Annotated in this window: 16 protein-coding genes; 7 read left to right on the forward strand and 9 right to left on the reverse strand. The window is 64.8% G+C overall.

The window, feature by feature from the left end:
* Window positions 1-9: 9 nt before the first annotated feature.
* The 3 genes from HELO_RS15740 to metE all read right to left on the reverse strand — a co-directional run bounded on the left by HELO_RS15740 (window position 10) and on the right by metE (window position 4,015).
* Window positions 10-612, reverse strand: coding sequence for an FMN-dependent NADH-azoreductase (locus tag HELO_RS15740; RefSeq protein ID WP_013333639.1), 603 nt, complete (start codon window positions 610-612; stop codon window positions 10-12).
* 233 nt (window positions 613-845) lie between these two features.
* Window positions 846-1,589, reverse strand: a complete 744-nt coding sequence (locus HELO_RS15745; protein ID WP_013333640.1) for a COG3650 family protein — start codon at window positions 1,587-1,589, stop codon at window positions 846-848.
* Window positions 1,590-1,708: 119 nt separating this feature from the next.
* A complete protein-coding gene (gene metE / locus HELO_RS15750; protein WP_013333641.1) occupies window positions 1,709-4,015 on the reverse strand; it encodes a 5-methyltetrahydropteroyltriglutamate--homocysteine S-methyltransferase in 2,307 nt (768 codons plus the stop codon).
* A gap of 104 nt (window positions 4,016-4,119) precedes the next feature.
* Here metE and HELO_RS15755 point away from each other — a divergent pair, with 104 nt between their 5' ends.
* Complete coding sequence (locus tag HELO_RS15755) at window positions 4,120-5,034, forward strand: LysR family transcriptional regulator (RefSeq protein ID WP_013333642.1); 915 nt, start codon at window positions 4,120-4,122, stop codon at window positions 5,032-5,034.
* A gap of 12 nt (window positions 5,035-5,046) precedes the next feature.
* On the opposite strand, the gene HELO_RS15760 is transcribed toward HELO_RS15755, so the two are convergent.
* Together HELO_RS15760 and HELO_RS15765 are read right to left on the reverse strand one after the other, a co-directional pair.
* Window positions 5,047-6,693 carry an ATP-binding protein gene (locus tag HELO_RS15760; RefSeq protein ID WP_013333643.1) on the reverse strand — a complete coding sequence of 549 codons (1,647 nt, stop codon included), beginning with the start codon at window positions 6,691-6,693 and terminating at the stop codon, window positions 5,047-5,049.
* A complete protein-coding gene (locus HELO_RS15765) occupies window positions 6,693-7,412 on the reverse strand; it encodes a winged helix-turn-helix domain-containing protein (protein WP_013333644.1) in 720 nt (239 codons plus the stop codon). Before HELO_RS15765 ends, HELO_RS15760 begins: the two co-directional genes overlap by 1 nt.
* Before the next feature lie 443 nt (window positions 7,413-7,855).
* On the opposite strand from HELO_RS15765, the gene HELO_RS15770 reads away from it, so the two are divergent.
* From HELO_RS15770 to HELO_RS15795, 6 genes are all read left to right on the forward strand, one after another.
* The gene (locus HELO_RS15770; protein WP_013333645.1) at window positions 7,856-10,762 is read left to right on the forward strand and encodes a ribonucleoside-diphosphate reductase subunit alpha; all 2,907 of its coding nucleotides are present in this window, start codon (window positions 7,856-7,858) and stop codon (window positions 10,760-10,762) included.
* Window positions 10,763-10,886: 124 nt separating this feature from the next.
* The gene (locus HELO_RS15775) at window positions 10,887-12,134 is read left to right on the forward strand and encodes a ribonucleotide-diphosphate reductase subunit beta (RefSeq protein ID WP_013333646.1); all 1,248 of its coding nucleotides are present in this window, start codon (window positions 10,887-10,889) and stop codon (window positions 12,132-12,134) included.
* 228 nt (window positions 12,135-12,362) lie between these two features.
* Window positions 12,363-12,677 carry a hypothetical protein gene (locus HELO_RS15780; protein ID WP_041602195.1) on the forward strand — a complete coding sequence of 105 codons (315 nt, stop codon included), beginning with the start codon at window positions 12,363-12,365 and terminating at the stop codon, window positions 12,675-12,677.
* A gap of 207 nt (window positions 12,678-12,884) precedes the next feature.
* Window positions 12,885-14,942, forward strand: a complete 2,058-nt coding sequence (locus HELO_RS15785) for a TonB-dependent receptor family protein (RefSeq protein WP_013333648.1) — start codon at window positions 12,885-12,887, stop codon at window positions 14,940-14,942.
* 124 nt (window positions 14,943-15,066) lie between these two features.
* Window positions 15,067-16,128, forward strand: coding sequence for a bifunctional DNA-binding transcriptional regulator/O6-methylguanine-DNA methyltransferase Ada (ada, locus tag HELO_RS15790; protein ID WP_013333649.1), 1,062 nt, complete (start codon window positions 15,067-15,069; stop codon window positions 16,126-16,128).
* On the forward strand, window positions 16,125-16,874 hold the full coding sequence (locus HELO_RS15795; protein WP_013333650.1) for a 2OG-Fe(II) oxygenase: 750 nt from the start codon (window positions 16,125-16,127) through the stop codon (window positions 16,872-16,874). The genes ada and HELO_RS15795 overlap by 4 nt, the downstream gene beginning before the upstream one ends.
* 15 nt (window positions 16,875-16,889) lie before the next feature.
* Here the strand turns inward: HELO_RS15795 and HELO_RS15800 are convergent, their stop codons facing one another.
* From HELO_RS15800 to HELO_RS15815, 4 genes are all read right to left on the reverse strand, one after another.
* Window positions 16,890-17,807 carry a LysR family transcriptional regulator gene (locus HELO_RS15800; protein ID WP_041602197.1) on the reverse strand — a complete coding sequence of 306 codons (918 nt, stop codon included), beginning with the start codon at window positions 17,805-17,807 and terminating at the stop codon, window positions 16,890-16,892.
* A gap of 5 nt (window positions 17,808-17,812) precedes the next feature.
* Window positions 17,813-18,994: a low temperature requirement protein A gene (locus tag HELO_RS15805; RefSeq protein ID WP_013333652.1), complete on the reverse strand. Its 1,182-nt coding sequence runs from the start codon at window positions 18,992-18,994 to the stop codon at window positions 17,813-17,815.
* 57 nt (window positions 18,995-19,051) lie between these two features.
* On the reverse strand, window positions 19,052-19,309 hold the full coding sequence (locus HELO_RS15810; protein ID WP_013333653.1) for a hypothetical protein: 258 nt from the start codon (window positions 19,307-19,309) through the stop codon (window positions 19,052-19,054).
* Window positions 19,310-19,458: 149 nt separating this feature from the next.
* Window positions 19,459-20,232 (reverse strand): SDR family oxidoreductase, encoded by a 774-nt coding sequence (locus tag HELO_RS15815; protein ID WP_013333654.1) that lies wholly within the window; start codon window positions 20,230-20,232, stop codon window positions 19,459-19,461.
* Between the last annotated feature and the right edge of the window lie 177 nt (window positions 20,233-20,409).

Consider the following 20,409-nt stretch of genomic DNA (forward strand, 5'->3'; position numbering starts at 1 on the left):
AGAAGCGCCTCAGAGGCGTTCCGCCAATCCCTCGATCGCCTGACGCGCCTCGCCCATGGCCGCTTCATGCAGCTCCTCGCCCATGGCCAGCCCCTCGGCAAACACGGTATCGACCTCGGTGATACCGATCAGGCCGAGCATGTGCTTGAGATGCGGCGTCTGGCTGTCGAGCTCGGTGCCGGCATACTGGCCGCCCCGCGCCGCGAGAATCATTGCCCGCTTACCCTCGACCAAACCCTGGGGCCCATTCTCGGTATAGCGGAAGGTGACGCCGGCCCGCAGGATGCGGTCGAACCAGGCCTTCATCTGTGACGGAATGCCCAGATTGTAGAGCGGCACCGCCAGCACCAGGACATCATGCGCCTGGAGCTCATCGATCAAGGCGTCGGAACGCGCCGCCAGTTCACGCTGCTCGGGCGTGCGCTCGCCTGCCGGCACCTGCCAGCTGGAAAGCTCCGGCAGCCCCAGGTGGGGCAGCTCATCGGCGATCAAGTTGCGCGTGGTGATGGCAACATCGTCACGCCCGGCAAGCTGAGCCTTGAAGTGCTCGGCCAGTGCCAGGGAATTGCCATCGAGGATGGAAGACGTCAGAACGAGAACGCGAGTGGTCATGGTGATCTCCTTCATACAGCAGACATGGAAGAATGATCACCAGTATATGTTCGTTTTTGTCGATGATAAGCGGTAAAAACCGCACCTAACTTTCGAAACAATCGAACCAATCTGTCTTATGCGGTATCCAGAAAGCACTGGCAACCCCGATGGCCATGGCCACCGGGGATAAGCCGAAGCGAGGATCATCGGGCATGCATGCCGAAAAGTCGCCGAGCGCAGACACTTTCCCTCTAAGGGGCGATGCCTTGCCCACACCCCCGATACACCCGATCATTCAACGTCAGGGTCACTCGGGCCGGCCAGGGCTGCCCGCTCATGTCGTCGAAGCAGGCTCGCGCCTCGATGCGCAGCTCGAAAGGCCGCGCCGCCTGACCGCTGGCCAGGGTCACACTTCCCGTCTCGTTGTCGAGCGAAGTCACGCGATACGGCAGGGTGACTTCACGCTCGCCATAGTCCAGCGTCATCTTGATCCGTGGCGTGTCATTGGCCAGCTCGATGTTCCACCCCGGCTCGTTGCCATTGGCCCGGAACATCACGCCGGGGTGCGTCTCCCGGGTCAGCACGCGATGCCGGGTGTCCTGCTGGCACTCCAGGCGTCCCCTGTCACTCTCGACCACCGCCTCGTCACCCTTTGACCAGAAGCTCAGGTCCCCTTGCTCGTAACGGGTGCCGCTGGCCACCACGGACGGCGTCAGGCGATAGGCGCCATGCGCCGACCACAGCCGAAGGTCATCCTCATTGTGAGCGGTCACCAGTTCCTGATCCGGCGTGCATCGCCAGCCGACGAAGTGCTCGGCGTCACCGGGAAACAGCGCCGAGGGTAGCAGGGGCGCCTTGGCCGTATCACCGGAAGCCTTGGCATCCGACGACGGCGCAACACCGGGCTCGTGAGCGGAAGTGGCACAACCGGCCAGGCCAAGGACCAGCAGAGAAGCACCGAGACGCCGCAAGGCGACGAAGGGAATGCGTGGCATGGCAAATATCCTTGTAGGGTTGATGTCCATCGAATCTACAGGATAACAGCCGCCGAGCAGCTTGACTCCGCCCGGCGGCTGTTCGTCACGCATCCCTGTCGGTTCCGGGCCGTCAGCCCTCAGGCATAACGCTTTCGCAGCCGTTGTGCGGCCTCGACCATGTTGGCCAGCGCCGGCTCGACCTCGACCCAGCCGCGGGTCTTGAGACCACAGTCCGGATTGACCCAGAGGCGCTCGACGGGGATCCGCTCGGCCGCCTTTTCCATCAGTTTCACCATCCAGTCGACCTCGGGAATGTTCGGCGAGTGGATATCGTAGACGCCCGGCCCGATCTCGTTGGGATAGTCGAAATCGCGGAAGGCATCGAGCAGCTCCATATCGGAACGCGAGGTCTCGATGGTGATAACATCGGCGTCCAGTGCGGCGATGGACGCGATGATGTCGTTGAACTCCGAATAGCACATGTGGGTGTGGATCTGGGTGGCATCATCGGCCACGGCGGCACTCAGCCGGAAGCAGTCCACCGCCCAGTCGAGGTAGCCCTGCCACTCGGCCTGGCGCAGCGGCAGCCCTTCGCGCAGCGCCGGCTCGTCGATCTGGATGGCACGAATGCCCGCCGCTTCCAGGTCGGCCACCTCGTCACGCAGGGCCAGGGCAATCTGCCGGCAAGTGGTCTCGCGGGGCTGGTCGTCGCGCACGAAGGACCACTGCAGGATGGTCACCGGGCCGGTCAACATGCCCTTCATCGGCTTGTCGGTCAGCGACTGGGCATAGCGGCTCCAGCGCACGGTCATCGGCTCGGGGCGCGCCACGTCGCCGAACAGCACCGGAGGTTTGACGCAACGGGAGCCGTAGCTCTGCACCCAACCGAAGCGAGTGAAGGCGAAGCCGTCGAGCTGTTCGCCGAAGTACTCGACCATGTCGTTACGCTCGGCCTCGCCATGGACCAGCATATCGATGCCCAGGGCTTCCTGGCGTGACACTGCCTCGGCGATCTCGGCCTGCATGCGCGCTTCATAGTCGGCGGCGGACAGCTCACCCTGCTTGTAGGCCCGACGCGTCTGGCGAATCTCGCTGGTCTGCGGGAAGGAGCCGATGGTCGTCGTCGGGAACAGCGGCAGCGCCAGATGCTGGCGCTGGACACGCGCCCGCTCCACATAGGGATGGTCACGCTCGCTGTCGGCGCGGCTCACCGCCGACAGGCGATCGGCCACTGCCGGGCGATGGATGCGCGGCGACTCACGACGCGCGGCCAGCGCGGCGGCAGCATCGGCCAGGAAGGCTTCGTCGCTGGCCGTGAGGCGATCGCCCAGGGCGCGGCCGAGCACCACCGTTTCATCGAGTTTCTGGCGAGCGAAGGCCAGCCAGCTCTTGAGCTCGGCGTCGAGTTCGGTCTCGGCGCTCAGATCCACCGGCACATGCAGCAACGAGCAGCTCGGCGCCACCCAGAGGCGCTCGCCCAGACGCGCCTTGAGCGGTGCCAGACGCTCGCGCAGCGCCGCCAGATCGGCCCGCCAGATGTTGCGGCCATCGATGACACCCAGCGACAGCACCTTGTGGGGCAGCAGTCGATCAACCACGGTTTCGACCTGGTCCGGCGCCCGGACTGCATCCAGGTGCAGGCCCTCCACCGGCAGTCCGACGACCAGCGAGAGGTTGTCTCCCAGGCCACCGAAGTAAGTTGCCAGCAACAGCTTCACCGGCGCCGACTGCAGGCGGTGATAGGCGCGCTCGAAGGCCTGTCGCCACTCCGCGGGCAGATCCTGCACCAGGGCGGGCTCGTCGAGCTGCACCCACTCGACGCCCTGCTCGGCCAGCCTGGAGAGTACCTGGCCATAGACTTCCAGCACGCCATCGAGCAGCGCGAGACGGTCGACGGCCTCGGCATCGTCACCACGTCCCTTGCCCAGCCACAACCAGGTCAGCGGACCGGTCAGCGCCACCTTGACCGCATGGCCCTCGGCCTTCGCCTCCTCGACCTCGTCGAACAGTCGCGAACTGGCCAGCCGGAAGCGCTGGCCGGCATGCAGCTCGGGGACCAGATAGTGATAGTTGGTATCGAAATACTTGGTCATCTCGCAGGCGGCGGCGGGCTCGCCACTGGGCGCCCGGCCCCGGGCCATGCGGAAGGTGGTGTCCAGATCCACTTCGCCACGGGCCAGTTCATCCTCGGCGCCGAAGCGCGCCGGTACCGCACCCAGCAGTACCGAGACATTGAGTACCTGGTCGTAGAAGGCGAAGTCGCCCACGGTCACCAGATCGAGACCGGCGTCACGCTGCGCCGCCCAATGACGCTTGCGCAGCTCGCGACCCTCGGCCTCGAGGGCCTGGCGATCGAGATCGCCTTTCCAGTAGGCTTCGGTGGCCTTCTTCAATTCGCGGTCCGCGCCGATGCGCGGATATCCGAGTACGTGAGTCTGCGTCATGGTGAAATCCCGAGCGGTTTATTGGATTCCGGCCAGTCTCGCTAGCCACCACGACTGAATCAAACTAAACTTACTAATCTTGAACATGAAAAAAGCTCAGGATCATGCTCGAACTCCGCCACCTCCGCACTCTGGTCGCCCTGCGTGACGCCGGCTCCCTGGTGGAAGCCGCCGAACGCGTGCACCTGACCCAGTCCGCCCTCTCCCATCAGATCAAGGACCTGGAGGAACGGCTGGGCAGCCCGCTCTTCCTGCGCAAGACCCGCCCGGTGACCTTCACGCGTGCCGGCCTGCGCCTGCTGGCCCTGGCCGAACAGGTGCTGCCCCAGGTACGCATGGCCGAACGCGACCTGGCACGCCTGGCCGGCAACGAACAGGGCCGGTTGCACATGGCCATCGAATGCCACAGCTGCTTCCAGTGGCTGATGCCGACCGTGGATCATTTCCGCGACCACTGGCCCGAGGTGGAGGTCGACATTCCCGGCGGCCATCATTTCGAGCCGCTTGCGGCCCTGGCCCGCGAGCAACTCGATCTGGTGATCACCGCCGATCCTCAGCCCTTGCCCGGCGTCCATTACGAGCCCTTGTTCCGCTACGAGGGATTGCTCGCGGTCTCCCGCCAGCACCCCCTGGCCGGACGCTCTCATGTCACGCCCGAGGCGCTCGCCGACGAGACACTCATCACCTATCCCGTCGAACATGCCCGCCTGGATGTCTTCACCCAGTTCCTCGACCCTGCCGGTATCCGGCCCAGGGAGATCCGTACCGCCGAGCTGACCATCATGATGATGCAACTGGTCGCCAGCGGCCGGGGCGTCTGCGCGCTGCCCAACTGGGCCTTGACCGAGTACCTAGAGCGCGACTACGTCAAGGCGGTGTCGCTTGGCGAACGCGGCGTATGGAGCACTCTGTTCGCAGCCATCCGCGATGACACCCGGGAGGCGCCGTGGATGGAGGACTTCCTGCGCACTGCCCGGGAAACTTCTTTCGCGGTTCTGGAAGGCATCAAGCCGGCGTGAGGCCCGCCCTCGTCACGCCCCCCGAACAGGGGCGGTGTCCCGCCGAGGCAGCAGCAAGGTGAAACGCGCCCCGCCCAGTGCCGGGCTGGTATCCACCATCACGCTGCCGCCGTGCCAGACCATGACCCTGTGCACGATGGACAAGCCCAGCCCATAGCCGCCCGAGCGACGGTCGCGGCTGTCGTCGAGCCGGGCGAAGGGCTTGAATATCTCGTGACGCGACCGCTCCGGAACCCCGGGGCCATCGTCCTCGACATCGAAGCGTACCAGGCCAGGCTCGCCTTCCACGCTCACCCGCACCCGGGAGACGGCATGGCGACAGGCGTTGGTCACCAGGTTCTGCAGGGCTCGCTGCAGATAACGAGGCTCGGCAGTGCACTCCACCTCGGGACCGGCCACCAGGACGATGTCGAGATGCCCATGCAGATCGCTCACGGATGCGATGACCCGCTCGCTCAGTACACGCCCCTCCATCGACTCGGTCTCGAGCCCGCCGCCATTGGCCGCGTTGGTGTCGAGTCGCGCATAGGTGAGAATCTCGTCGATCAGGGCGTCGAGTTCGGCGATATCGCCATCCACGCCGCGCAGTTGATGTCGCACCGCTGGGTCGTCGGTCATATCCTCGACCATCTGCACCGCGAAGCGAATCCTTGCCACCGGTGTGCGCAGCTCGTGGGACACCGCCCGGGTCATGTCCTGCTGGGCCCGCAGCAACGACTGCACCTGCGCGGCCATGCCATTGAAGGCCATCCCCAGGCGACCGAGGAAGTCGCCGCTTTGCACCTTGACGCGGGTATCCAGACGCCCGCCGGCGATGCGCGTGGCGGCCTGTTCGAGACGCGTCATGCGCGATTCCACGCCACGCACGATCAGATAGACGACCACCGACAGGATGCCGAAGACCATCACCACCACCAGTGACAACACCGGGACCGGCGGCGGTTGATAGGGCTGCAGTGGTCCGACGGTCAACCACTCGGCCTCGGGCACAGCACCGGATACCAGCCCATGTGAAAACGGCCAATACAGCGACAGGGCCCCTTCCGCGGGGTGCGAGCGTGACACGACGTCGCTCCCCGACACCGTGCCGCTCGTCTCTTCCGGCGGCCCGTCACCAAGCGCCAATGGCACCGCCGGATTGCTCAGCCGCTCCAGCCACCTTTGCCGGGCCGACGGGGAGAGTGTCTGCAGCCACTCTCCCGACACGCGCACCAGCTCCCGCAACTGGGCCTCGCTCACGTCGCCCAGCTCGGCCCGCAACAGCCAGTCCTCGCCGGGTAGCCGCCGGTGCAACTCCCAGTTTCCATCCAGGGTACGCCCCACCAGGGTATGCCCCTCGGACAGGCGCAGGCGCTCGAAATAGCCCATCGGGTAGTCGCGACTCTCGTGCAGGGTCAGGTCGGCGGCAAGCCGGTCGCCACGACTCTCCAGCCAGTCGGCCCGGCGCGCCTCCGGCATCGCCACCAGGCGTTGCGCGAACAGCGTCATCGGAACCTCGGCCAACCGTTCGTGGTACTGCTCGCGGCGCACCTTGTCGACCAGCGAAATGGCCGACAGGGAGAGTCCGAGTGCCAGTGCCAGGGCGATGGCCAGCAGCACATAGACGCGCAGGAAGGTACTGTCGACCAGGGTGCGTGGCAGTAATCGCAACAGTGGCATCAGGCGTCTCGAACGAATAGGTACCCCTTGCTGCGCACCGTCTTGATACGATGCGGATGATGCGGGTCATCGCCGATCTTGGGCCGGATCCGCGATACCCGGACATCGATGGAGCGGTCCTGGCCGTCATACTTGATGCCGCGCAATTGCGCGAAAATCTCTTCCCGCGTCAGAACGCGCCCGGCGTGACTGGCGAGCAGCCAGAGCAGATCGAATTCGGCACTGGTCAAGTCGATGCGTTCACCTCCCAGCCAGGCCTCACGGGTGCCGCTGTCGATTTCAAGATCGCGAAAGAACAGGCGATCCTCGCCATTCCCATTGCCCGATGTCTCGCTCTTTCGGCGCAGCAGGGCTCGCATGCGCGCCAGCAGCACTCGGGGCTGCACCGGCTTGGCCACATAGTCGTCCGCCCCCATTTCGAGTCCCAGCACCTGATCCATGTCATCGGTACGGGCCGTAAGCATCAGGATCGGGCCGGGATAGTCGGCTCGTACCCGGCGGCAGATCGACAGGCCGTCCTCGCCCGAAAGCATGAGATCCAAGATCACCAGATCCGGCTGCAGGTCGAGGATGCATTGCGCACCTCGGGCACCGTCGGCTTCCAGTGTCACACGAAAGCCATTGGCGACCAGATAGTCTCGGGTCAGTTCGGCCAACCGCTCATCGTCCTCGATGATCAGCACATGTTCCATGCCAGGGGAATCCACACTAGCTTCCATTCTAAGTCGTTACCTCGACAGGCAGTGGTCGGTCAACGGAGCGTCGTCGGCTGTACGACATCCTGAACAAGCGCCTCCGTCCAAGGGATCCGGTCGTCATCGGCACCGGGCAGTCCGATCCCGTTCGTCGGCCGGGAAAGGAGGCTCAAGGTGAAAGGATACTCGACATACGCATCTTTCGCTCATCCGGACACACATTGAAACCTCATGAGCGGCTCAACCATGCGGGCTCGTCGAGCCCTCGAAAAATGCCCCCCGAAAGGCCACAGGCCGTCCACAGTTTATCCACTTGATGGGCCGAAGAAAGCACACTATCTTGTGTGCCAGTTCCGCTGGCACACAAGATAGTGTGCCTTAGCAATTTTTGAAAAACCTGTCAACAACCGCTCAACGGCGGCTTTCATCATCCACTTTCGACTCCTAAGGTAGGGAACCCCGGCGCCATGGATACCCCCGTTACTCAGGACCATCCGTCCGTCTCCGTTACCGCCCCGCAGACGCTGCGTGTCATCAAACGCACCGGCGACGTGGTGCCCTTCGACAGCGGCAAGATTGCCGTAGCCCTGAGCAAGGCCTTCATCGCCGTGGAGGGCGACAACGCCGCGACGTCCTCGCGTGTCCGCGACTTCGTCCAGCGCGCCTCGGAGAACATCGAGCAGGCCTTCCTGCGCCGCATGCCCGACGGTGGCACCCTGCACATCGAGGACATCCAGGACCAGGTCGAGCTGGCACTGATGCGCGCCGGCGAGCAAAAGGTGGCACGCGCCTATGTGCTCTATCGTGAGGAGCACGCCCGGGCACGGGCCGAATCCGGCGCCGATATCACCAAGCCTCACCCCACGCTGAACGTCACCGCCCCCGACGGCAGTACCCGCCCGCTGGATCTCGGCCGGGTCGAGACCCTGGTATTCGACGCCTGCGAGAACCTGGCCAACGTCGAACCGGGCAAGATCGTCGAGGACTCCCTGAAGAACCTCTACGACGGCGTGACCGTGGACGGCGTCTCCCAGGCGCTGATGATGACCGCGCGCACCCTGGTCGAGAAGGATCCCAACTACACCTACGTCACCGCCCGCCTGCTGCAGGACAACCTGCGCCGCGAGGCACTGTCGTTTCTGGGTATCGCCGAGGAAGCCACCTACCAGGAGATGGCCGACTACTACAAGCCGGCCTTCCAGGCCTACATCGCCAAGGGCATCGAGTTCGAACAGCTCGACCCGCGACTGGCGGAATTCGACCTCGAACGTCTGGGCGATGCCCTCGATCATACCCGTGACGCCCAGTTCACCTACCTGGGTCTGCAGACGCTCTACGACCGCTACTTCATCCACCGCGACGAAGTGCGCTACGAGCTGCCCCAGGTGATGTTCATGCGCGTCGCCATGGGCCTGGCACTCAACGAGGACGACCGCGAGGCGCGTGCCATCGAGTTCTACGAGCTGCTCTCCAGCTTCGACTACATGGCCTCCACGCCGACGCTGTTCAACTCGGGCACCGTGCGCAGCCAGCTCTCCAGCTGCTACCTGACCACAGTGCCGGACGACCTGGACAACATCTACAGCGCCATCCGCGACAACGCCCTGCTCTCCAAGTGGGCCGGCGGTCTCGGCAATGACTGGACCCCGGTGCGCGCGCTGGGCTCCTACATCAAGGGCACCAACGGCAAGTCCCAGGGCGTGGTGCCCTTCCTCAAGGTGGTCAACGACACCGCAGTGGCCGTCAACCAGGGCGGCAAGCGCAAGGGCGCGGTCTGCGCCTACCTCGAGACCTGGCACCTCGATATCGAGGAGTTCCTCGAGCTGCGCAAGAACACCGGCGACGACCGCCGCCGCACCCACGACATGAACACCGCCAACTGGGTGCCGGACCTGTTCATGAAGCGGGTCTTCGACGATGGCGAATGGACGCTGTTCTCGCCGGCCACCTGCCCGGACCTGCACGACCTCTACGGCGCGGCCTTCGAGAAGCGCTACCAGGAATACGAAGAGATGACCCGCAACGGTCAGCTCAAGCTCTTCAAGCGCGTCCGTGCCAAGGACCTGTGGCGTCGGATGCTGTCGATGCTGTTCGAGACCGGTCATCCCTGGATCACCTTCAAGGATCCGTGCAACCTGCGCAGCCCCCAGCAGCACGCCGGTGTGGTTCACAGTTCCAACCTGTGCACCGAGATCACGCTGAACACCAGCCCCGACGAGATCGCGGTCTGCAACCTGGGCTCCATCAACCTCGCCCAGCACGTGACGGACGGCCAGTTCGACGGCGACAAGCTGAAAAAGACCGTGAAGACCGCGGTGCGCATGCTCGATAACGTCATCGACATCAACTACTACGCGGTGCCCCAGGCAGAGCGTTCCAACTTCAAGCACCGCCCGGTGGGGCTCGGCATCATGGGCTTCCAGGACGCGCTCTACGCCCAGGACATCGCCTACGCCTCCGACGAGGCCGTGGCCTTCGCCGACACCTCCATGGAACTGGTCAGCTATCACGCCATCGAGGCCTCCAGCGACCTGGCCGCCGAGCGTGGACACTATGAAAGCTACGAAGGCTCGCTGTGGAGCCAGGGCATCCTGCCCATCGACTCCATCGAGAAGCTGAAGCAGGAGCGCGGCGAGAAGTACATCGAGGTCGACACCTCCACCACCCAGGACTGGGACCGCATCCGCGAGAAGATCGCCGTTCAGGGCATGCGCAACTCCAACGTCATGGCCATCGCCCCGACCGCGACCATCTCCAACATCTGCGGTGTTTCGCAGTCCATCGAACCGACCTATCAGAACCTGTTCGTCAAGTCGAACCTGTCGGGCGAGTTCACCGTGGTCAACGCCTACATGGTCAACGACCTCAAGGAACGCGGCCTGTGGGACGAGGTCATGATCAACGACCTCAAGTACTACGACGGCAGCGTTCAGGCCATCGACCGCGTGCCCGAGGACCTCAAGGCCAAGTACGCCACCGCCTTCGAGACGGAGCCCAAGTGGCTGGTGGAGGCCGCCGCACGTCGCCAGAAGTGGATCGACCAGGCCCAGTCGCTGAACCTCTACATTCAGGGCGTCTCCGGCAAGAAGCTCGACGTGACCTATCGCATGGCCTGGTTCCGCGGTCTCAAGACCACCTACTACCTGCGCGCCCTGGGCGCCACCTCGGTGGAGAAGTCGACGGTCGACCGCGGCAACCTCAATGCCGTGAGCAACGCCTCGCCTTCCACTGCTCCGGCGCCGGCCCCCGAGGCCACGCCCCAGGCGCAGGAGCCACGCGGCGTCGACGATTTCCTGAAGGGCAAGAGCGGCAGCGGTTCCCGGGCGCCCTCGGCGGGCGAGATCGACGAGCTGGGCTGCGAGGCCTGTCAGTAACGACCAAGAAGGAAGAGGGAAGACGGCGCTACGCGCCGATGAGCAATGAAGGGAGCAGCCTCCTTCTTCAGCCCGCAGGGCGCTTCCCTCTTATCTCTTCCACCTCCGAGGAACGAGGAAGAACATGATCGATTGGGACGATTTCCACGAAGACGACAGCGCGGTGGCCGAGCAGCCCCAGCCGGCTCCTGCTCCGCAACCGGCCGCCCAGCCAGCCCCCGAGGCCCCCGCTGCGGAAGTCCGTGACAGTGCCGGCGCCTACCAGGCCGCCGAGCAGGACCGTCTGACGCGTGCCCGGGCCTCTCTGGACGAGCTCGACGTGGCTGCCGGCCTGGAAGAGCTGGAGATGGGCGCGGCGCGCATCGAGGTCGACGACAAGCAAATGATCAACGCGCGCGCCGACCTCAACCAGCTGGTGCCCTTCAAGTACGAATGGGCCTGGCAGAAGTACCTGGACGGCAGCGCCAACCACTGGATGCCCCAGGAAGTGAACATGAACGCCGACATCGCGTTGTGGAAGAGCGCCGACGGCCTCACCGACGACGAACGGCGCATCGTCGAGCGCAGCCTGGGCTACTTCTCCACCGCCGACTCCCTGGTCGCCAACAACCTGGTACTGGCACTCTACCGCCTGATCACCAACCCCGAATGCCGCCAGTACCTGCTGCGTCAGGCCTTCGAGGAAGCGATCCACACCCACGCCTACCAGTACTGCGTGGAGTCGCTGGCCATGGATGAAGGCGAAGTCTTCAACATGTACCGCGAGATTCCCTCGGTGGCCGCCAAGTCCGCCTGGAGCCTCAAGCATACCCAGTCGCTGGCTCGGCCGGACTTCCACACCGGCACGCCGGAGACCGACCAGGAGCTGCTGCGCAACCTGGTCGCCTTCTATTGCGTGACCGAGGGCATCTTCTTCTACTGCGGCTTCAGCCAGATCCTCTCCATGGGCCGTCGCAACAAGATGACCGGCGTCGCCGAGCAGTTCCAGTACATCCTGCGCGACGAATCCATGCACCTGAACTTCGGCGTCGACATGATCAACCAGATCAAGATCGAGAATCCGCACCTGTGGACGCCGGAATTCCAGGACGAATGCACCCAGATGATCCTCGAGGGCACCGAACTCGAGATCGCCTACGCTCGCGACTCCATGCCGCGCGGCGTGCTGGGCATGAACGCGGCGATCATGGAGGAATACCTGCACTTCATCTGCAATCGCCGCCTGGCCCAGATCGGCCTCAAGGAGCAGTTCCCCGGTGCGCAGAACCCCTTCCCCTGGATGAGCGAGATCATCGACCTGCGCAAGGAGAAGAACTTCTTCGAAACCCGCGTCACCGAGTATCAGGTCGGCGGCGCGCTGAGCTGGGACTGACCGGCATATCGACGGGAGGTAGCAACATGGTGGCAACCTCGCATCTCACCGCACGGCCTCGACAGATCGCGCGTACCCACCGGTCGCTCGCTCCCTTTCCGATGATGACGCCCCACCCGGCCCCGCCGGGCGGGGCGTTTTTCATGGCTCCCGGCGGACTCGCTGCCACCGGCACCCACGCCGTCCGGGCAAGGCCCTGGCACAGGTGTATCAATGGAGGGCAATCCGATGCATGTATCCCAAGCTAACGGTACCCAACGCGACTCCCATGACTGGCAGTCGGCCCTGGATCGCGCCCTGGCCGCACATGGCGGCGAAGACGCCTTCGCTCACTACCCGCATGTGGCCTACGCCTTTCCCTCGTCATCGCCGAATCCCTACACCCGCGAGTACCCCTTGCTCGACTATCGAGGGCTCAAGGAATGGGCAACCCACCGCGGCTGGCGCGTCCGCCCCGCTCCCGAACGCGCCCCCGAAGGCGAAGAGTACAGCCCGCCGGTGCGCTTCACGCGCCTCGAGGCCGAGACCCGGCGCTACCACTGATCACCCCGCCACCGTCCCCGCTCATGGGGATGGTGGCCTCCTCCCTCATCGAACACGATGCTGGGGCCACCTGGGAATCCCTGGCCCCACGTTTCGTGTAGTCGTTTCCTCACCCGAGCAGTATCGATTCATCTCGATTTGTCGCGAGTGCTTTCCAGTGAGATCATTTGCGCCCTATCATTCTTCGCCGTCTATTGAGGTTGCCTCATGCCCCTCCGCGCCGCGCCTTCTCTCCTCGTCGCCGGTACCCTGAGCGTTTCCGGGATGGCCCAGGCCGAGCCCGTCACGCTGGATACTCTCGAGGTCACCGCCCCACGCCTGGACCGCGAGCTCTACGACACGCCCGCTGCCGTCTCGGTGGTGGATCGCGAGAAGATCGCCCAGGGCCAGCAGCGCGAGCGTCTCGATGAATCGCTGGCGACCGTGCCCGGCGTCTATCTCCAGAATCGCCATAACTTCGTCCAGGGCGAGCGGGTCTCGATCCGCGGCTTCGGCGCCCGCACGCCCTGGGGGGTGCGGGGCATCAGGGTGCGGGTCGACGGCATCCCCTACACCCTGCCCGACGGCCAGGCCCAGCTCGACGCCATCGACCTCGACAGCGCCCAGCGCATTGAAGTCATGCGCGGTCCGGCGGCGGTGCAGTACGGCAATGCCGCCGGCGGGGCGATCGACGTGACCACCGCCGACGGCGAGAGCGACCCCGGTACTCGCCTGCGCGTCGAGGGCGGCAGCAACGGCTATCGCAAGCTGAACGTCAGCAACGGCGGCGTCGAGGGCCCCTGGTCGCACCACATCGACGTCTCGGCGCTGGGCATGGACGGCTATCGTGACCACAGCAGCGTCGAAAAGTACCTGCTCAACGCCAAGCTGAAGCGCGAACTGGACGCCGACCGCTCTCTCACCGCCATCCTCAACCTGCTCGACAACCCCCGCTCGGAAGATCCCGGCGGATTGACCGCCGAAGCCGTGTCCGAGGACCGGCAAGGCACGATCGACAGCAACTTCTACTCGCCGACCCGCATCGACGCCGGGCAGTCGGTCGACCAGCAGGTGCTCGGTCTCGAATACGAGGACCGTGCCGCCGGTCCGGGTGAGCTGACGCTGCGCGGCTTCTACCTGAAGCGCGATTTCGAGCAGCAGCTCGCCTATGCCGGCGACAGCTTCGTCGCCTATGACCGCGACTACTACGGCGCCAATGCCGAATACCGCCAGTCGCTGTCACTCGGCGAACTGCCGATGCGCTACGTGGCCGGGGTCGAGGTGGCCCGCCAGGAAGACGATCGTTACCGCGACGACGTCACCATCGATGGCGACCACCAGGGCCGCGTCGCCGACGAGACCCAGACCGCCACCTCGCTCGGCGCCTTCGCCCAGGGCGACCTCGACCTGACCGACCAGTGGAGCCTCTCGCTCGGCACCCGCTTCGATCACATCGATTTCGATATCGACGACAACTACCTCTCCGATGGCGACGACAGCGGCGATCGTACCTTCAACCAGTGGAGCGGCAGCGCCGGCTTGAACTATCGCTACCGCCCCAATCACCAGGTCTATCTCTCGGTGGGCACCGCCTACGAGACACCAACCTTCACCGAGTTCGCCAACCCGGCCGGCGTCGGCGGCTTCAATCCCGACATCGAACCGCAGAAGGCCTGGAATCGCGAGCTCGGCCTGCGCGGCAACTTCGTCGACAGCGGCCTGGACTACGATGTCGCCCTGTTCTCGACCCGGGTGCGCGACTCGCTGATCGCTTACAAGAACAGCGACGGCCGCGACTTCTATCGTAACGCCGGACGCAGCCGCCAGGACGGCCTGGAAGTGTCCCTCGGCTGGGACTTCGCCGAGAACTGGCGACTCGACAGCGCCCTGACCCTGGCGCGCTACGAGTTCCAGGACTATGTGGACGACGACGGCAACGATCACGCCAACAACCGCATCCCGGGCCTTCCCGAGCGCACCTGGGTCAACCAGTTGACCTGGCAGGGCGTCGGCGAGCGCTTCGCTACCCTGGAGACCCGCTACGTCGGCTCGATGTATGCCGATGACGCCAACAGCGTGAAAGTCGACGACTACTGGCTGGCCAACCTGCGCGCTGGCGACGGCTGGCGGCTGAGCAACGACACCCTGCTCAAGGCCTACGTCGGCGTGCAGAACCTGTTCGACCGCGAGCACTTCGACAACATCGTCATCAACGACCAACGCGGGCGCTACTTCTCCACGGCGCCGGACCGCAGTGTCTATGCGGGAGTCGAACTGGCCTTCTGACAGCTCGATTCTGCGCGCTTCGCTGGGTGAGATTGCAAAGCCAGCAGCGGAGTGCGCCGCCCCACCCGGTGTCCTTTACTCGGCACATGGCCCACAATGAAAGGACACCGGGATGAACCTCACCATGGCAACACAGCGTCCCTGCGACACCGAACGCGACCGCCGCTGGCAGGCGGTGGTGCAACGCGACGCCTCGGCGGACGGCAGCTTCGTCTACGCGGTGCTGACCACCGGCGTCTATTGCCGCCCCTCCTGCCCGTCGCGCCGCGCTAAGCCGGAGAACGTCTCCTTCCATGACAGCCCGCAAGACGCCGAAGCGGCGGGTTATCGCCCCTGCAAGCGTTGCGCGCCGGACGCCCTCTCGTCCCCGATCGCCGTGCTCGTCGAACGAGCCTGCCGGATCATCGAACAGGCCGATGAACCGCTCGGTCTGCTCGAACTCGCGGAACGGGTCGGCCTGAGTTCTTCCTACCTGCACCATCGCTTCAAGGCCGTCACCGGCCTCACGCCCCGGGCCTATGCCAAGGCCCATCAGGCGCATCGGGTACGCGAGGCGCTGAGCGATCCGGACGGAGACGTCACCCAGGCGATCCACGGCGCTGGCTTCCGCTCGAGTGGCCGCTTCTACGAAAACGCCGATGCCATGCTCGGCATGACACCGACGACCTACAAGCGTGGCGGCCGGGACACTGCCATCCGCTTCGCCGTCGGCGAATGTTCGCTGGGATCGGTGCTGGTGGCATGCAGCGCACGCGGCGTGTGTGCCATCCTGCTGGGCGACGATCCCGATGACCTGGTCCGCGATCTCCAGGACCGCTTTCCGCAGGCCGAACTCGATGCCGGCGAAGCATCCTTCGAGTCCTGGGTCGCCCAGGTGATCGGCCTGATCGACGATCCCGCCCTGGGCACCGAACTTCCGCTGGACATCCGCGGCACGGCGTTCCAGCAACGAGTCTGGCAGGCGCTGCGCGAAATTCCCGCCGGCACCACCGCCAGCTACACCGAAATCGCCGAACGCATCGGCTCGCCGGCCGCGGTACGGGCCGTCGCGCGGGCCTGCGCAGCCAACCCGCTGGCCGTGGCGATTCCCTGCCATCGGGTCGTGCGCCAGGACGGCAACCTCTCCGGCTACCGCTGGGGCATCGAGCGCAAACGAGCCCTGCTGGAACGGGAGGCCGACGCATGACCATGCCAGATACCTCCTCACGCACCGAGCCCTTTCTGCCGACAGCCGTCACCCGCCTGGCGACTCTCGATTGGCAGCATATCGAGAGCGATCTCGATATCCGAGGCATGGCCATCCTGCCGGGACTGCTCGATGAGGGCGAATGTCGGCTCCTCGGCGGGCTCTATGCCCGCCGGGAGCTCTTTCGTCGTCATATCGAGATGGCCCGCCACGGTTTCGGGCACGGCGAGTATCGCTACTTCGCTTATCCGCTCCCCCGCCTCGTGGCCGAGCTGCGTGCGGCCCTCTACGTGCGACTCGTCCCCATCGCCAACCGCTGGAATCTCGCGATGCGACAGGAGCGGCGCTATCCCCGACAACACGTCGACTTCCTGGCGGAGTGCCACGCTGCCGGCCAACACCGCCCAACCCCCTTGCTTCTGCGCTACCACGCCGGGGACAACAACTGCCTGCACCAGGACCTGTATGGCGATCTCGCCTTTCCCCTCCAGGCAGTGATCCTGTTGACGGAACCCGGTCAGGAACATGAGGGAGGCGAGTTCGTGCTGAGCGAACAGCGACCGCGACGTCAGTCCCGCGTCGAGGTGCTCCCGCTGCATCGGGGCGACGTGGCCATCTTTGCCAGTCACCACCGGCCAGTGCAGGGAACTCGGGGCATCTATCGGGTCAAGATGCGCCATGGTGTCAGCCAGGTACGTGCCGGTCAGCGACTCGCCGCCGGCCTCATCTTCCACGATGCCGAATAGGCGGCACCCTGCATGTCATGACGCCCCATCCTTCTCGAGATAGGGCGCCATCATGGCAGCGAACCAATCCATGAAGACATCGATGCGCACTGCACGGTGCCGTCGATGCGGATAGAGCACCGAGACGTCCATGCCTTCGGCTCGGCTCTGGGGCAGTACCTCGACCAGATCGCCGCCACGCAGCAGGTCGTCGACATCGAAGCGCGGTACCTGGATGAGGCCAAGCCCGGCCCGGCAGCAGGCGATGTAGTTTTCGGCGTTGTTGACCACGACCCGGCTCGCCAGCGCGATATCCCGTACCTGGCCGTGTTCGACCACCTCGAAGCGTTCCTCGCGGCCACTGTGAGGAGAGGCATAGCCCACCATGAGATGCCCTGCAGCGAGATCCTCGGCCTGGCGGGGCATGCCGTGGCGTTTCAGGTAATCGGGGCTGGCGCAGTTCACCAGCGCCACCCGCCCCAGTCGACGCGCGACCAGATCGCTGTCCTGCAGGGGACCGAAACGCACGACACAGTCGACTCCCTCGGCCACCAGGTCGACATGGCGATCCGAGGACCCCAGCACCACCTGCAGACGGGGATGCCTTGCCAGCAACTGCCCCAGCGCCGGCGCGACGAGTCGTCTGGCCACACGACTCGGCACATCGACGACCAGTCGCCCCGTTGCTTCTTCGCTCGGCTGCCGGAACAGTCGCTCGAGCTCTTCCGCTTCCGCCACCAGGGTCCTGGCTCGTTGCAGGAAACGTTCGCCGTCCGGCGTCAGTCGCACCTTGCGCGTCGTGCGGTGCAACAGCCTCACGCCGAGGGTTTCCTCGAGGCGCCGCACGGCAAGCGACACGGTCGCCCTGGGCCAGGCCAGGGCCACGGCGGCCCGAGTGAAGCTGCCCATTTCCGCCACCCTGATGAAGGCCTGCCACTGATCGATCCTGTCCATGACGATCAGATCCGCAGCGCGCCCTGGCGCGACAACATCTCCCAGGTCCCCACGCCCAGCAGCAACACGGCGCTGGCTCCCTGCAACAGCAACGCACTGTGCGCGACCGTCAGGGGAATCAGGAGCGCCGGCATCAGCAACAGCCCGACCAGATGCGACAACGGCGGCCGCCCATAGACGACGAACTTGTAGATCGCCATGCCCGCCAGGAACGCCATCGGGCCGGCCAGTAGCACGCTCGTCACCGTAGTCGTCAGATGCCCGACAGGATGGGCAATCACCAGTTCGCTACCGACCGCGCAGAGGATCACGCTGCCCAGGATGATGACGTGGACATAATGGAAATAGGCACCGATCCGGCCAGGATCGTCGGATTCGGTAATCACCCGGGAGGCATCGCGAATGGCGATGTGGAAGTACACCCACCACATGGCCACGGTTTCCAGGAAGGCGACACCGAAGGCCAGCAGGGTGCCGCCGCTCCAGGTACCGGCCCCGGCCAGGGTGGCCCCGGTGATCAGGATCGTCTCGCCCAGCGCGATGATCATGAACAGCGCACACCGCTCGATCAGATGGCCGCCCTCGATGGTCCAGTGCCGCGTATATGACCGCCCGAGACCGGGCAGGCGAAAGCCGAACATCGGCGAGACATACTCGCACGCCACCGCCAGCGCCCAGAGGACGAGGCGTGTCGGCCCTTCCACCAGGCCGCCCGCCAGCCAGAACACGGCACCGATGCATGCCCAGCCCAGAATGCGCTGATAGTTTGCCGTCAGATCCGCGAGGGCATGCCCTCGCAGACTCAGCAGGATGAACAGCGACCGCCCCACCTGCATCGCTGCGAAACACCCGGCGAATATCAAGCCCCGATCGCCGAACGCCTCCGGCAATGCCGCCGCCATCATCAACGCCAGGGCCATGGTGACGAACAGCACCAGTCGAATGGGCGTGGTATCAGGATCGAACCAGTTGGTCATCCAGCCGCTGTACTGCCAGCCCAGCCAGACCGCGAACCACAACAGCAGCGCCTGCGCCGCGCCCAGCAGGCTCAAGTGTTCCAGCAGGAAATGTGAGACCTGGATGATGGCGAAGACATAGATCAGGTCGAACAACAGCTCGACGTAGCTGACGGCGGCCTCGTGCCCATCACGGGGTCGCATCAAGGGATGGGGACGTTCCGATGTCATGCAGGCTCCCGATAACGCTATAAACGAAAGAGGATGTCATGCCGGTGCGGCGGTCCCTCATGGAGGCGGCGGCACACGACGCCCGAGCCGCCACCACGCCAGCCCGACAGGGATGACGAACAGCACGGCATGAATCGCCAGTTCCTCGCCGAGCGCGTACCCGTGCGAAAGCCCGATGACGAGATTCCAGCCACAGGCCAGCAGCCAGACCAGCGAGAAGGCCACCGCCGCCGGGCGCCTGTGCGCTCGCGGACAATAGCGGGCCAGCAGCCACACCGCCACGATGCCTATCAACAGAATCAACAAGGTGCGCATCTGTCCTCCCTGAAAGCCGGTTACACCTTTTCACGCTACCTTTTAAGCCTAGCCACATTTCCCAGCCTAGCCGTTGAATGCCGACAGGCGCACCAGGCTCGCACGGGCAGGAAAACAGCGGCCAGGCATCTCGCCCGGCCGCCTTCGGCTCACTTGGTGGTGTAGCCGCCATTGGTCAGCAGGGTCTGGCCGGTCATCCACCAGCCATCGGTCACCAGGTGGCGAATCAGCGGCACCACGTCCTCGATATCCGTCAGCCCCGTCTTGCTGAACGCCGACAACGCGGCGGCGCTCTTGTGGAAGGCCACTGCATCCTCGCCTTCCTGGCCATAGAAGAAGGGGGTGTCCATCGGCCCGGGGCCGACAGCCGTCACCGAAATGCCACGCTCGCCGAACTCCTGAGCCGCCGCACGCGTGAAATGCTCCACCGGCGCCTTGCCACCCGCATAGGTCGAATAATAGGACGTGAAAGCACCGAGCAGCGAAGTCACCAGCGTCACGATCTTGCCGTGATCCTCCAGCACTCGCCCGGCTTCCTTGAGGAAGAAAAAGGCACTCTTCGAGTTGATGTCGAACATGGTGTCGTACTCGGCCTCGCTGATCTCCAGCATCGGCTTCTTGAGCACCATGCCCACAGTGTTGATGGCAATGTCCACCTTGCCGAACCGGCTCGACACTGCATCGAACAGCGCGGTGACGTTATCGGCGCGAGTCAGATCGCCCTGAAAGAGTTCAGCGTCGGCGCCCAGTGCCTTGACCGACTCCCGGGTTTCCTCGGCGGCCTGACGCGTAGCATCGCTGTTGTAGTGAATGGCCACCGCAGCGGCACCGTTTTCCGCGAGATCCCGCGCCAGCAAGCCGCCGAGGTTCTTGGCACCGCCAGCGATCAGAACCACCTTGCCTTCGAGTGTACGATCCACCATGGGAAGTCTCCTTTGCTGTACCAGACAATGACGGGAGACAGTCTAGGTGGCCAGGCGAGCAAGATAATTCGCTCATATTGTCAGCAGCGTCCATAAACCGCCAACAATCCAGCATGACCTCCCTCCTTGCACCGACCAGCGCCGCTTTGCCATATTTTTCAAGAATAATATTGATTC

It is taken from the genome of Halomonas elongata DSM 2581 (assembly GCF_000196875.2).
GTDB classification, from domain to species: Bacteria; Pseudomonadota; Gammaproteobacteria; order Pseudomonadales; family Halomonadaceae; genus Halomonas; species Halomonas elongata.

Bases quoted from the DNA above. Each gene is read 5' to 3' on its own strand.
- HELO_RS15740 (WP_013333639.1), bottom strand. From the start codon at position 612: ATGACCACTCGCGTTCTCGTTCTGACGTCTTCCATCCTCGATGGCAAT.
- HELO_RS15745 (WP_013333640.1), bottom strand. From the start codon at position 1,589: ATGCCACGCATTCCCTTCGTCGCCTTGCGGCGTCTCGGTGCTTCTCTG.
- metE (WP_013333641.1), bottom strand. From the start codon at position 4,015: ATGACGCAGACTCACGTACTCGGATATCCGCGCATCGGCGCGGACCGC.
- HELO_RS15755 (WP_013333642.1), top strand. From the start codon at position 4,120: ATGCTCGAACTCCGCCACCTCCGCACTCTGGTCGCCCTGCGTGACGCC.
- HELO_RS15760 (WP_013333643.1), bottom strand. From the start codon at position 6,693: ATGCCACTGTTGCGATTACTGCCACGCACCCTGGTCGACAGTACCTTC.
- HELO_RS15765 (WP_013333644.1), bottom strand. From the start codon at position 7,412: ATGGAAGCTAGTGTGGATTCCCCTGGCATGGAACATGTGCTGATCATC.
- HELO_RS15770 (WP_013333645.1), top strand. From the start codon at position 7,856: ATGGATACCCCCGTTACTCAGGACCATCCGTCCGTCTCCGTTACCGCC.
- HELO_RS15775 (WP_013333646.1), top strand. From the start codon at position 10,887: ATGATCGATTGGGACGATTTCCACGAAGACGACAGCGCGGTGGCCGAG.
- HELO_RS15780 (WP_041602195.1), top strand. From the start codon at position 12,363: ATGCATGTATCCCAAGCTAACGGTACCCAACGCGACTCCCATGACTGG.
- HELO_RS15785 (WP_013333648.1), top strand. From the start codon at position 12,885: ATGCCCCTCCGCGCCGCGCCTTCTCTCCTCGTCGCCGGTACCCTGAGC.
- ada (WP_013333649.1), top strand. From the start codon at position 15,067: ATGGCAACACAGCGTCCCTGCGACACCGAACGCGACCGCCGCTGGCAG.
- HELO_RS15795 (WP_013333650.1), top strand. From the start codon at position 16,125: ATGACCATGCCAGATACCTCCTCACGCACCGAGCCCTTTCTGCCGACA.
- HELO_RS15800 (WP_041602197.1), bottom strand. From the start codon at position 17,807: ATGGACAGGATCGATCAGTGGCAGGCCTTCATCAGGGTGGCGGAAATG.
- HELO_RS15805 (WP_013333652.1), bottom strand. From the start codon at position 18,994: ATGACATCGGAACGTCCCCATCCCTTGATGCGACCCCGTGATGGGCAC.
- HELO_RS15810 (WP_013333653.1), bottom strand. From the start codon at position 19,309: ATGCGCACCTTGTTGATTCTGTTGATAGGCATCGTGGCGGTGTGGCTG.
- HELO_RS15815 (WP_013333654.1), bottom strand. From the start codon at position 20,232: ATGGTGGATCGTACACTCGAAGGCAAGGTGGTTCTGATCGCTGGCGGT.